The 12,463-nt window shown below is 67.3% G+C and carries 12 protein-coding genes; 2 read left to right on the top strand and 10 right to left on the bottom strand.

Going from position 1 to position 12,463, the window contains the following annotated elements:
* Positions 1–29: 29 nt before the first annotated feature.
* From ACWDV4_RS16910 to ACWDV4_RS16890, 5 genes are all read right to left on the bottom strand, one after another.
* Complete coding sequence (locus tag ACWDV4_RS16910; protein ID WP_449979522.1) at positions 30–1,073, bottom strand: extracellular solute-binding protein; 1,044 nt, start codon at positions 1,071–1,073, stop codon at positions 30–32.
* Positions 1,074–1,175: 102 nt separating this feature from the next.
* Positions 1,176–2,339, bottom strand: coding sequence for an ROK family protein (locus ACWDV4_RS16905; protein WP_449979520.1), 1,164 nt, complete (start codon positions 2,337–2,339; stop codon positions 1,176–1,178).
* Positions 2,340–2,720: 381 nt separating this feature from the next.
* Entirely contained in the window at positions 2,721–3,038 is a 318-nt protein-coding gene (locus tag ACWDV4_RS16900; protein ID WP_449979517.1) for a MazG nucleotide pyrophosphohydrolase domain-containing protein, read from the bottom strand.
* Positions 3,039–3,080: 42 nt separating this feature from the next.
* Positions 3,081–3,860 (bottom strand): DNA glycosylase AlkZ-like family protein, encoded by a 780-nt coding sequence (locus ACWDV4_RS16895; protein ID WP_449979514.1) that lies wholly within the window; start codon positions 3,858–3,860, stop codon positions 3,081–3,083.
* The gene (locus ACWDV4_RS16890; protein WP_449979511.1) at positions 3,857–4,135 is read right to left on the bottom strand and encodes a hypothetical protein; all 279 of its coding nucleotides are present in this window, start codon (positions 4,133–4,135) and stop codon (positions 3,857–3,859) included. Before ACWDV4_RS16890 ends, ACWDV4_RS16895 begins: the two co-directional genes overlap by 4 nt.
* A 383-nt stretch (positions 4,136–4,518) precedes the next feature.
* Here ACWDV4_RS16890 and ACWDV4_RS16885 point away from each other — a divergent pair, with 383 nt between their 5' ends.
* A complete protein-coding gene (locus tag ACWDV4_RS16885; RefSeq protein WP_449979508.1) occupies positions 4,519–5,277 on the top strand; it encodes a GntR family transcriptional regulator in 759 nt (252 codons plus the stop codon).
* Between the two features lie 42 nt (positions 5,278–5,319).
* Here ACWDV4_RS16885 and ACWDV4_RS16880 read toward each other — a convergent pair whose 3' ends face one another.
* The 5 genes from ACWDV4_RS16880 to ACWDV4_RS16860 all read right to left on the bottom strand — a co-directional run bounded on the left by ACWDV4_RS16880 (position 5,320) and on the right by ACWDV4_RS16860 (position 11,151).
* On the bottom strand, positions 5,320–7,119 hold the full coding sequence (locus ACWDV4_RS16880) for a tannase/feruloyl esterase family alpha/beta hydrolase (RefSeq protein WP_449979505.1): 1,800 nt from the start codon (positions 7,117–7,119) through the stop codon (positions 5,320–5,322).
* A gap of 39 nt (positions 7,120–7,158) precedes the next feature.
* Positions 7,159–8,184 carry an amidohydrolase family protein gene (locus ACWDV4_RS16875; RefSeq protein WP_449979502.1) on the bottom strand — a complete coding sequence of 342 codons (1,026 nt, stop codon included), beginning with the start codon at positions 8,182–8,184 and terminating at the stop codon, positions 7,159–7,161.
* Positions 8,181–8,993 (bottom strand): DUF1932 domain-containing protein, encoded by an 813-nt coding sequence (locus ACWDV4_RS16870; protein ID WP_449979500.1) that lies wholly within the window; start codon positions 8,991–8,993, stop codon positions 8,181–8,183. Before ACWDV4_RS16870 ends, ACWDV4_RS16875 begins: the two co-directional genes overlap by 4 nt.
* Before the next feature lie 92 nt (positions 8,994–9,085).
* Complete coding sequence (locus ACWDV4_RS16865) at positions 9,086–10,081, bottom strand: VOC family protein (protein WP_449979498.1); 996 nt, start codon at positions 10,079–10,081, stop codon at positions 9,086–9,088.
* The gene (locus ACWDV4_RS16860) at positions 10,078–11,151 is read right to left on the bottom strand and encodes a 4-oxalomesaconate tautomerase (RefSeq protein WP_449979495.1); all 1,074 of its coding nucleotides are present in this window, start codon (positions 11,149–11,151) and stop codon (positions 10,078–10,080) included. The genes ACWDV4_RS16865 and ACWDV4_RS16860 overlap by 4 nt, the downstream gene beginning before the upstream one ends.
* 316 nt (positions 11,152–11,467) lie before the next feature.
* On the opposite strand from ACWDV4_RS16860, the gene ACWDV4_RS16855 reads away from it, so the two are divergent.
* Complete coding sequence (locus ACWDV4_RS16855) at positions 11,468–12,457, top strand: ABC transporter substrate-binding protein (RefSeq protein ID WP_449979493.1); 990 nt, start codon at positions 11,468–11,470, stop codon at positions 12,455–12,457.
* The last annotated feature ends 6 nt before the right edge of the window (positions 12,458–12,463 follow it).

Here is a 12,463-nt window from a genome sequence, read left to right as displayed (position 1 = left end):
CTACGGACCGGTGACCCTGGTCGCTGACGTCAGCCCTTGTTCTTGATCTGGGAGTTCCAGTGGTTGATCCACTCGGTCTCGTGCTTGGCGATGACGTCCCAGTCGACGTTCATCGGCTTGAGGTTGAGCTTGGTCAGCCACTCCGGCTTCTCGGCGATGTCCACGGCCGGGATCTGGAAGTAGTCCCGGGCCAGGTCGGCGCGGAGCTTGTCGTCGAAGAGGAACTCGATGAACTTCTGCGCACCTTCGGTGTTGCCGCCCTTGACCGAGGCGAGCCCGTCGACCAGCACCGGGGCGCCCGAGGCCGGCATCACGTAGTCGAACGGCATCTTCGACTGGTTGGCCTGGAGCAGGATGTCCTGGAGGTTCCAGGCGCTGAGCAGGCCCTGCTGACGCGACATCTTCAGGTAGAGGTCGGTCGGGTTGGCCGCGTACGTGCCGGTGTTGGCGTCGAGCTTCTTCAGCCAGTCGTAGCCGGGCTGCGGGTTGCTGCCGTCAGCGGACTGGCGCTGGATCATCGAGGCGTAGATCGACCGCATGGTGCCGGAGGCCGCCACGTCCCGGATAATGATCTTGTCTTTCCACTTCGGGTCGAGCAGGTCGTCCCAGTCCTTCGGCGCCTCGTCGGCGGTGAGCGCCTTGTTGTTGTACATGATCACCTCGGGCAGCAGGATCTCCCCGAACCAGCGACCCTCGGCGTCCTTGTACTGGGCGTCCATCTTGCCGGCGAAGCTCGGCTGCCAGGCGGCGAGCAGGTCCTCGGACGCGCCGGAGCTGAGCGCCTGCTGGGTGCCACCCCACCAGACGTCGGCCTGCGGGTTGGCCTTCTCGGCCCGGACCCGCTCCAGGATCTCCTGGGCGCCGAGGTTCAGCACCTCGACCTTGCCCTTGTACTCGGGGTACTTGGCGGTGAACTGCTCGACGGTGTAGTCCGCGACCTTCTTGTCACGGGCGGTGTAGATGACCAGCTTCTCGGTGTCCGAGGCGGCGGTGTCACTCCCGCCACCACCACACGCCGTGGTGGCGGCGAGCACCGCCGCAAGTGCTCCGGCAAGAGCGAGGCGACGCTTCATTGGGTATACCTCCGGGGGAAGAGAATCTTGCGAATCGGATGAGAAACGGTTCAGGGGTTCGAGGTCAGGGGTTCAGGTTCGGGTGGGCCAGGCTTCGGCGGGTCAAGGCAGCGGGACCAGGGTCGGTAGGCCGCCGGCGGCAGCGGAGAGGGCGTAGCTGACCGCACCGTGCAGCACCGCCCGGTCGCCGAGCACCGCCCGGCGTACCTCGGTCGCGGCCGGCGCGACCTCGGCAACGAGCGCCTGTACGCGGTCGACGGCGGCGTCGTCCAGTTGGGCCGCCGCCCCGCTGAGCAGGACCCGTCCAGGGTCGATCACACACACGCACGAGACGATCAGCCGGGCCCAGGCGGTAAGCACCTCGTCGAGGTAGCGCGCCGCCTCCGGGTCGGTACGCGCCAACTCGATCAGTGCCTGCACCGGGGCTTCCGGACGGCGGCCCGGACGCAGCGCCACCATCCGTTCGGCGATGGCGTTCTCCGACCAGCGGGCCTCGAACGCGCCCACTCCGTCGTGCCCCCGGTCGCTGGGGTCCAGCGGGAGGAAACCCACCTCGCCAGCGGCCCCGGCGGCACCTCGACGGACCCGACCGTCCAGGACCAGTCCGGCCCCGATCCCGTCGGCGACGTGCAGCAGGAGCAGGTCGGCGACGTCCATGCCGGCTCCGGCGGCATGCTCCCCGGCGGCCATCAGGTTGACGTCGTTGTCCACCACCACCGGAATGCCGAGCCGGCGCTGGACGGACTCCCCGATCGGTCGTCCCTCGACCAGTCCGACCGAGGGGGCCAACCGTACCGCGCCCCCGGAGGAGATGCCCGGGGCGGCGATGGCCACCCCACGCAGTGCGGGCAGGGAGTCGCCGACCAATTCCGGGATGAACCGGCAGACGGTGTCCTCGATGTCACCGCCCAATCGGGCGGTCCGGTGGGCGATCACCGCTCCGTCACTGTCCGCGATCTCACAGCTGATCCGGCCGGGCTCCAACGAGACGGCGGCGACCAGTTCGGCGCGCGGGTTGAACTCCAGCATGGCGCGCGGCCGACCGGCTCGGGAGGTGCCGGGGCCGCGCTCGATGAGGTATCCCTCCGCGATCAGGTCGCGGACGAGCGGGGTGAGTGTGGCCGGGCTCAGGCCGGTCAGCTTGGTCAGCTCGGCGCGCGAGAGCAGGCGGACCTGGCGGGCGGTGGTGATCACCGACTGCCGCTTGATCTGCATCGACCGCTCCCGGCTCACCGGGCTCGTTGGTGGAGTAGCCACGTCACTCACACTTTCTTCCTATGCCGAACGAACTATTGGCGTCAAGTCACGATCTCGTCTCGACCCCCGGGGCTAGCAGCACCAACAGGTCGAGAAGGGGTGGCCGAGGTGGAGACGGGAGACATCCGAGAGCGAGTTAGGAATCCGACAAAAACCCCTAAACACCCAGCCATTAATTCTTATCCCGAAGAAATATGCCGACACCAGTGGGAGGCGAGCGAGCCGACCTTTCCGACATTGGCCAGCCTTCGAGACCATCCGTCAGGGGTACCGGGCACGTAAGCAGCCGCCGGCCTGCCATAGACGGACAGAGATTAGCCGGGGCCCCGGCCTATCGCTCTCCGCGATGGATCGGGGCCCCTCTCCGCCGCACCCGGCCGAAGCCTGACCTCAAACCCAGGCGCGGCTCTCGTTGAGTTCCTCTTTGCGCTGGAGAGCTTCTTCGAGGCTGATGCCGTACCGATTGGCGATGGCACAAACGAAAATGAGGATGTCCGCAAGCTCCTCGTCCACGGTGCCGACGATGGAGGTGGTGCCGATGGAGAGCGCCTCACTCTTACGAACCGCCTTGAACAGTTCGCCAACCTCTTCACCGAGAAGCAGACACTGTTGCACGGCCGTACGGCCGGCAAAGCCACGTTCCTGTTCCATCTCCGCGACATAGCGCTGGACCTCGGGAAGGATCAGGTCGTTCGGTAACGGGCGCATTTGGCAACCTCATGCAGCCGATCGATGGGCGACCGGACTCTATCAAGTGACGGAGATCGTGGTGGCCCGTTCGAGCCACCGTGTGGGTCGTGTCGCCGAGCAGGAGGAAGCATGCCCCAGTCGCAGCGCCAATGAGGTTCCCTCCGCCCGCTTCTTGATCCTCCGCCGCAGGTCACGGCCAACAAGGTCGCTGACCAGCGTGTAGGTAACCGCCTCCCGACGGGCGTCCCAGCCCCAGGTGCCGACCACCTGACCGTCGACGACGATGGTGGGCAGAACCTCACCGATCTGGTTGAACGCTCGACGTTCGTCGAGGTCTCCGAGGTAGCGCCGACGACTGTCGAAATAGGCCTTACAGGCGACGTCCTCATGGGCGAGAAAGTTCAGCCCGGTGAGCGGCTCGTCGCGCTGCTGATCCCGGTGGAACTGTTCCAGCCGATCACGGTAGATGTAGAGGGTTGACGTTGACCAAGGGGCATTGACGGCCACCAGGGGCTTCCCGATATCCGCGAGCGCGGCGAGGATCGCGGTGCACGACAGCCCGGACCACCACATCGCGTCACGTAGTGAGGCTGGCCCATAGCGGTCGAAATAGGTGTCGACGAGTTGGGCGGTCGCCTGGCGGCGATCGATCGTCAGATCAAGGTCGGGGTGCGCATGGGTGGTAAGGGCGAAGGTACGGCGTTCCTGGTTCCATCCCGGACTGGCGTTGCGGTAGGTCAGAATGCCCCGTTCCCAAGCGAGCTTGAGGGCGAGACGGACAGCGGTGACCGTGGTGCCCCCGGTAGCCAATCGGCGCTCGATGTCCCGGTCGACGGTCACCGGCGGGGCCGAATCCACCACTGGCGGCGGGCCCCACCCGACAGCGGTGAGCCGATGAAGTACGCGGGGGCGGTCAACGATCGCTCGCCAAGGCCGTACAACGCGTCCGTGAAGCTGGTGGTTGCGATGGCGGTGAGCAGGTCGTCGGCAAACCGGCCAGGCTTGGCCGGCACCTCCGCGCCCGGCACCTCGTAGCGGATGCTCCACGCCTCGACGGCGGCCTGGCCGAACTGCCGGACCTCGACCACCAGGTCGAGCCGAAGCAGGTCGGCCACTGCCCGAAGCCGGGCCAGCGCCAGGTCGGGCTCCGGCGGTGGGGGGTGCCCGCTCCGGCCGAGGTAGACCCGCCACGGATGGCGTGACCAGTCGGCGACCGACTTTGCCGAGGCCCCGGGGTTTCCTTCCTCTACCGCTGCCCCCGACCGTACGGCCGAGGACTACGAGGTCGGGGCCAGGTATCGAGTTGATTCATAGCAATCGGTTCCTGTGGCTGCCGCGCGGAGGGGATCGATCATCGTGGCTGCGGCAGACATCCTGGCCAGACCTGGGCTGCCGGCGCGCTCGGAGCGCAAGAGCCCCCGCAGGTTGATCGCGGTATCGTAGCCGCATTGCCGCGCCTGTACGATCCCTCGATCGACACGGCGCGGCAGCCAACATCTTGGCTCCGATCGATGCAGGGATTCCGGTACGCATGCCGTCAAAGCAGGACCGCGAGGCCGTCCAGTTGCCAATGGACGATCAGGACAAACCAGCCACTACCCGAACGGGCGCCGCATTGACCGCTGCACAGACGCGCAACGCACTGCGGGAAGCGATCCTTCGCGGCGAGTACCTGCCCGGTGAGCGGCTGGTGGAAATCCAGTTGAGTGAACGGTTCGGGGTCAGCCGCTTCACGGTCCGGACAGCGCTACAGGAGCTGGCTGGCGAAGGACTGGTTGAGGTACAGCGCAATCGCGGTGCGCAGGTCCGGAAGGTGTCCCTTGGTGAGGCCATTGAGATCACCGAGGTACGGATGGTGCTGGAGGGTCTTGTCGCAGCGCGCGCCGCTGAGCAGGTGACCAGCGAGCAGGCCGATGAGCTCGATGAGATCGGCCATCTCATGCGGGAGGCGGTGTCCGCTGGGGAGTTCCGCCGTTACAGCGACCTCAATCAGCAGCTTCACGCTGTCATCCGAGGCATCGCCAGGCACCACGTCGCCGATGGGATCATCGAGACGTTGCGCGGCCAGCTGGTGCGTCACCAGTTCATGCTGTCCCTGCTGCCGGGCCGTCCGCAGGTTTCCCTACCGCAGCACGAACGGATCATTGCTGCGATCCGCGACCGGCAGCCCGAGGCAGCGGAAGCGGCCATGCGCGAACACATCGCCAGTGTCATCGAGGCGTTGCGGTCGATGGACGCCCTTGGGGTGCACTCCTGACAGCCTGAGGCCGGTCCGGCGCGGCGGGCCGCGCGCTCGGTATCAGCGGCGCGACGGCCCGGCGGGCCGCACGACGAGCTTCCCATCCGACACCGTTGGCCAGGTCTGATATCCGCTGGAGTAGAGGCGGCGGCCGACCCAGTTGTCGTCGGTGCGGAGCTCCCTGGTTGGTGTGGGGGCGACGAAGTTGGCGGCGTCGTCGACGCTGCCGGTGCCGTCGTACCGGGCCACGGTGGGGTACGGGTACACCGGCCGCGTCCGCGTGACGGTGCCGTTCGCGACGTGCGAGGCGATGATCCGTCCGGGTTTCCGTCCGCTCTCCACCCAGGCCATGACGGGGGTGAGGATGTCGAGGGTGTTGGGTCCTTCACCGCCACCGCAGTGCGCCATCCCGGGAAAGAGGTAGAGCTTGGCGAAGCGGTCGACGGTGCCGCGTCCCATCGCTCGGCGCATGGCGTCGTAGTAGAGCAGCGTGGACTGGGGCGAGATGTGCTGGTCGTTCCAGCCGTGCCAGAGCAGCAACTTGCCGCCGCTTGCCTGGAAGGCCCGCAGGTCCGGGTCCAGTGCCGCCAGGTACGTCGAGGACGGCAGCACCGTCCGCCAGAAGGACTCGACGGTGAACTCCAGGTCCGAGAGTTGGTAGTCGGGCTGCGGGTTGTTCGGAGCCGCCAGGTAGCGCAGGTAGGACAGGGCGAAGTTTTCGCTGGGTACCGGCTGCCCCTGGGCGCTCGGCACAAAGAGAGTCCACTCGAGTTCCGAACCCCACTCGTGGGAGATCGCCGGCTCCAGACGGCGTCCGTGTGCGTCGACGGCACCGTCGTGCAGTCGGCGGACGACACCGACTTCCGCGGCTGACAGGCAGGTCGCCGGCTCCTGACCGGTACGGCACCGCAGCACTGCGGGGTTGAAGTCGCAGCGGCGGGGGTCGTCGATCAGGCCGTCGACGAGCCCATCGATGCCGTCACAGGCGGCGAGCACCGCTTGGTGGATCAGCGGCAGCTTGCCGGCCAGCAGGATGTAGTTGCCGTTGGCGTCCCTGTTGGTCAGCACGTTCCAGGCGTGGTGGAAAGTATTCTGCACGGCCATGTTGTTGGCGGGCGCACCGGCAGCTACGCCATCGAAGTCGTCTGGGTAGCGCTGGGCCTCCATCAGGGCTTCCCGGCCGCCATCCGAGCATCCATTGAAGTACGAGTAGACCGGGGACCGGCCGTAGAAGGCCGCGATCACTGCCTTGGCGACCTGGGCGGTGGTGTGCACTCCCCGGTACGCGAAATCGATCTGTGCTTGGGGGTTGCCGGCAGCCCACGAGCCGTCGGGCTGGCCCTGGTGCCCCATGTCGGTCGTGGCGCTGGCCACCGTGCCGTCGGCGATGGGCGGACAGGTCGACGCCTGGGTGTAGTTGATGTTGGCATTGCCGCAGAGGCCACCGCAGCCGGTCTGCACGTACCGCTGTGTCCAGCCGTTCACCGGCAGACGTACGACGATGGTGTTGGCCGGTGCGATGGTCCCCCGAACGTCGCAGTAGGGTGCCGGCGCGCCGGTGCTGACGACGGTGGCGGAGTGGATGGTCACCGGGGCGTCGGTGACCCCGTCGAGGTTGAGTTCCGTGACATCGGCGCAGTTCATCACGGGCAGTACGGCGGGCAGGTCGGCCAGGCCGGCTGCGGTCACGGTCATGGCGGCGGATTGCGGCTGCGGGGGGTTAGCTGCCGCGCCGGCATCGAGAGTGGCGGACAGGGTTGCGGCCAGGAGCACGGTCAGTCCGGCCGCGATCATGGTCCTGATCGGCTGGTGGATGCGTCGTGGTGCTACGGACGGGTCTGGGACGGGTGGCCACTGCATCAGATTCGCCTCCTCATCAATAGGGCTGGCGTTGCCGGCTCAGGCTCCCGTCCGCTTCGACAGCGCGGCGTCGAGCCGGGGGAAGACCCGGCGGGCATTGCCCTCGTACACCTTTTCCAGATCGTGTGGCGTGAGTTTCAGTGCCTCGATGTAGCGCCGGGTGTCGTCGAAGTGGTGGCCGGTCAGCGGGTCGATTCCGCGTACGGCACCGACCATTTCCGAGCCGAAGAGGATGTTGTCCACGTCGATGACGTCGAAGAGCAGGTTGATTCCGGGCTGGTGGTAGACACAGGTGTCGAAGAAGACGTTGCCCATCACGGTCTCGCTCAGCGGCGGCCGGCCGAGCATGTCGGCCAGGCCACGGAATCGACCCCAGTGGTAGGGCACGGCTCCCCCGCCGTGCGGAATGATCAGGCGGAGGCCGGGAAAGTGGGTGAACAGGTCGGACTGGAGCAACTGCATGAACGCCGTGGTGTCGGCGTTGAGGTAGTGCGAGCCGGTGGCGTGGAAATTGGGGTTGGTGACCGCCGATACGTGCACCATGGCCGGCACATCCAGTTCGACCATCGCCTCGTAGAACGGATACCAGCTCGGGTCGGTCAGGGGTGGTGCCGTCCAGTGGCCGCCGCTCGGGTCCGGGTTCAGGTTGCAGCCCACGAAGCCGAGTTCCGCGACGCAGCGCCGTAGCTCCGCGATCGACCGGCTGATCGGGACGCCAGGGGACTGGGGCAGCTGACAGACCCCGATGAAGTTGTCCGGGTAGAGCCCGACGACGCGGGCGATGAGGTCGTTGCAGACCCGGGCCCAGGCACCGCTGGTCTGTTCGTCGCCGAAGTGGTGGCCCATGGCGGAGGCACGCGGCGAGAAGATGGTGAGGTCGATGCCGCGTTCGCGCATCAGGCGCAGTTGGCTGCCCTCGATCGACTCGCGGATCTCGTCGTCTGAGATGTCGGGGTAGGGCGGCGGGCCTTCTCCTCCGGTACCAAACGCCGTCTGCTGGGCCTGCCGCCAGGCAGAATGGGCGCCGGGCGCGGTGGTGTAGTGCCCGTGACAATCAATGATCATTTGTAGCTCTCCTGATCTCGCAGGGCGCACAGCAGATCGCGCGTGGCATCGGCGATTCGCGGTGTAACGCCCAGATCCCGCAGCTGCTCGGTGGCTGCGGTCATTTCGTCGGCGCGGCGTCGGGCGTGCTTGTGCGTGCCGTCTACCAGCCGGTCGATGGTGTGTTCGTCGAAACCGGCAAGCTCCGCGCTGATGTTGTCGCGTAGCCACTCGGCACAGCCGGCGGCCTCGGCGGCGGCCAGCGCCTCGACCACTGCGGCGGCGAGACCCTTGTAGAAGACGCTACGGAGAAGCTTGCGCGAGATCGCCTCCCCGGCGGGGCCGGGCTGCACGGTGACGGTGGCCCCGAGGGCGGTGAGGATCTCGGCGTACCGGATCGCGCCCGGCCCGGAGACCAGCATCGGCGTCCGCAGGCCCTTGCCGGGAACCGGAGCCATCAGCGCCACGTCCGCGACGACGACGTCCCGGCCAGCCAAGCGCCGTACGAGACTGGTCTTCACCCCCGGCGCGGCGGTGTTGAGGTCGGCCCAGATCGTGCCGGGGGCCAACGCCGGCAGGGAGTTCTCCAGGGCAGGCAGCGCGTCGTGGGCGCTGTTGACGCTGAGCACCAGCTCGGCGTCGCGAACGGCGTCCGCGTCGTCGGTGCCGGGCAGCACCCCGTCCGGCGGTACGACACGCGGGTCGTAGCCGCGCACCTCCGCGCCGGCGGCCACCAGGTCACGGGCGATTGCACCGCCGGCCTCGCCGAGTCCCAGCACGGCGATCCGTACCTTCGCCGCCGAGGCGGGTCCGGGGTAGGTCTGCGGCATGGCAACTCCTTCTGCTGGCGTACCGGTGGCCGGAATGCCCGTGGCTGACGTGCCGGTGGCCGCGTTGGCTGACCCGCCGGTCCACAGTGGCGTCAGTCGGTCGCGGCCGGCAGGACCGGGGTGCCGTGAGTGTGGAAGGTGTCGATCGTCTTCAGTCCCCAGGCCTGACCCCTGGCCCGCTCCTCGCGGGTCCAGCTGACGGTCTTCCAGTCGGGGGCCAGGTTGAGGCGGGCACCGGCGTTGCAGAGTTCGATCCGGTTGCCGCCCGGCTCCCACACGTACAGGAAGAAGGTCTGCTGAATGGCGTGCTTGTGCGGGCCGGTCTCGATGTGCACGCCGGCGTCGAGGCAGACGTCAGCGGCGCGCAGGATCTCCTCACGTGTGTCGGTGGCGAAGGCGACGTGGTGCAGGCGGCCACGGGTACCGGTCCAGTCCTCCGTGTAGACCAGGTCGTAGGTCTTGTTACCGACGGAGTACCAGATGGCCTGCGGTCTTCCGTCGTCCTTGACGATCTGCTCGGTGCATCGCGCACCCAGCACGTCCCGCAGGAACTGGGAGGTGGCTGGCACGTCGGCGGTGAGGTAGTTGACGTGGTCCAGGCGCCGTAGGTTCGCGCCGCGACCGGGGTAGGCCGCCGCCTGGTTCTTCAGCGCCGGTCGGTCGGCGTTGTCGGCCTGGTACCACTCGACGTCCCAGTACAGGCCCATCTCGTGTCCGTCGGGATCGGTGAACAGGTAGACCTTGCCGAGCTGGTGGACGTCACTGGTCACCCCACGGCCGAGTCCGGTCGCCTCGATCGTCTCGACCAGCCGGTCGAGGGCCTGCGGGCTGGCGGCTCGTAGGTAGCTGCGGCCGATGCCGGCAGTGTCGTGTTGCACCAGACGCACTGTCCACGACTGGTAGTCGTCCCAGGTGTGCAGGTAGACGGAGGTGTCATCGCGATGCACCTCGCGCAGCCCCATGAGTCGTACGAAGAAGTCGCGCGATTCCTCGAGGACGGGGGTGTAGAGCTCGATCGGTCCCACATGGGCGACATCGCGGCGGCGGTCCGGGTCGTGCGTGCACTGGGGCTCTGGTGCCGAACTCATCCGGTTTCCTTTCCGGGGCGTGGCCATACGTGGCCGTCGAAGAGTTTGCGAGCGGTACGGACAACCGCACTGGTGCGGACGCGAGTGTCCGGGCCGGTGCGGTCGAGGTCGACGTACACGTCGAAGGTGCCGGTCGGATGCTCGATGCGTACCCTGCGGTCGATCGGTGTGCGGGGGTGCGCGACGGTGCCGGGTGCGCGCAGGGCGGCGGCGACCGAGACAGCACCGAGTACGCCGATCGCGGCGTGCACTCGGTGCGGGATGAAGGTCCGAGTGGTGACCGTACCGCCGTTGCGGGGTGCCGAAACGATGCTGATCTTGGGTACCGTCGTGTCTCGTACGTCGCCGAGCCCCATGGCCGGACCGGCTTCGCGCCGGATGGCCTCGATCTTCGACCGCACCGCCTCGTCGGTTTCGAGCATCTCGGGCGGTTCGGTGCCCTCGATGCCCAGGTCGGTGGCACGGACCAGGACGACCGGCATCCCGGCATGGACGCAGGTGACGTCGGTGCCGGCGAACCGGTCGACGAGACGTCCGGTGGGGAAGATCGGCCTGTCGTCGCCGGGGAACGCGAGCTGGATCGGGGCGGCGGGGAACGGCGTGCCCGCCATGACGGTTTCCCCGGCGTAGTCCACCCGACCGCCGGGGGTCTGCACCCGCGCCTCGGCATAGCTCGGCGAGGGGTTGACGATACGAATTCGCACCTCGGTGGACTCGCCGGTGACGGCGACCAGGCCCCGCTCGATGGCAAACGGACCGACCCCGGCGAGGAGGTTCCCGCACGTCTGGACGTCGGTGACGATGGCCCGGTCGGGTACCACCTGGAGAAACAGGTAGTCCACGTCGGCCCGCTCGTCGGTCGACTGGCTGACCACTGCCACCTTGCTGGTCAGCGGGTGCCCTCCGCCGATGCCGTCGATCTGCCGATCGTCGGGCGAGCCCATGATGCGCAGCAGGAGGTCGTTGCGCTCGTCCGGGTCTTCGGGAAGGTCTTCGCTGAGGAAGTAGGCACCCTTCGAGCTACCACCGCGCATCTGCATGCAGCGCACACCGTCGATTTCGAACCTCATGCGCCGACCATCCTCTGTCCACAATCCCGGCCCACGGTACGAACGACGTAGTGCGATGCCCTACGGATCTCAACGACGTGGTGCGATGCCATGCCGAACTCAGCCTGCGACAAGCGAAAACACCGCCTGAGACACCTTAGGTCCTCCTCGCGACATAGACCGGAAGCAGTCTGTCAACAACCTTGTCAACAATGTGTACGCCGTGCCAGGATCGCGGTCAAGATGATTGGCTCCAAGATTGTTGACGATTTGTTTAACGTTCGCCGCGTCGGCCCTCGGGCGCTCGTAGACAGCGCCCTCGCCCCCAGGAGGATCCATGTCCCGACCTCCCTCGTCCGCCAATCCGGTACGTCGCCTCCTCGCCCTCCTCCTCGTCGTACCGGCGGTCCTCCTTTCCGGCGCCTGCGGCGGGGACACCGGCAGCGACTCGTCCTCGGCCGGAGGAGCCGTCGACGTGAAGATCGGCGTCATCCCGATCGTCGATGTCGCGCCCATCTACCTGGGCGTCAAGCAGGGCTTCTTCTCCGCCGAGGGCCTGAACGTGACGCTCGAGACCGCCCAGGGTGGAGCGGCCATCGTGCCGGGCGTCGTCAGCGGCCAGTACCAGTTCGGATTCAGCAACGCCACATCCCTGCTGCTAGCCAGCTCGCAGGGCCTGCCGCTGAAGGCCGTCGCCTCCGGTGTCGCCTCCACCGGCGAGCAGGGTAAGGACTTCGGTGCGGTCATCGTCAAAGCCGACAGCCCGATCGCGAGCGCCAAGGATCTCGCCGGCAAGCGGGTGGCCGTCAACACCCTGAAGAACATCAACACCACGACGATCAACAAGGTCGTCAAGGACGCCGGCGGCGACCCCACCACGATCCAGTACGTCGAACTGCCGTTCGCCGACATCGCGCCTGCGGTGGCCAAGGGCGACGTGGACGCAGGACAGGTGGTCGAGCCGTTCCTGACCATCGCCACCGGACAGGGCGACCGTCAGGTGGTCTCCAACTACGCGGGAACCGACCCTCAGCTCACCATCAGCATGTACTTCACCTCGCAGCAGTACGCCAAGGCGAACCCGAAGGTGGTCGCCAGCTTCACCGCCGCGATGAACAGGTCCATGGAGTACGCGACAGCCCACCCCGACGAGGTCCGTGCTGTCCTCGGCACCTACACCAAGATCGATCCTGCCGTACAGAAGAGCCTGATCCTTCCGAAGTGGCCCACGACGATCGACCGCGACTCGGTGCAACTGCTGGCAGACCTGGCCCGGACCGACGGACTCCTCACCAAACAACCCGACCTGACGGTCCTGCTGCCGTGACGACTG

The organism is Micromonospora sp. NPDC003197, assembly GCF_053590565.1.
Note: the sequence above shows the minus strand (reverse complement) of the source record. Positions and strands in the feature narration are given on the sequence as shown.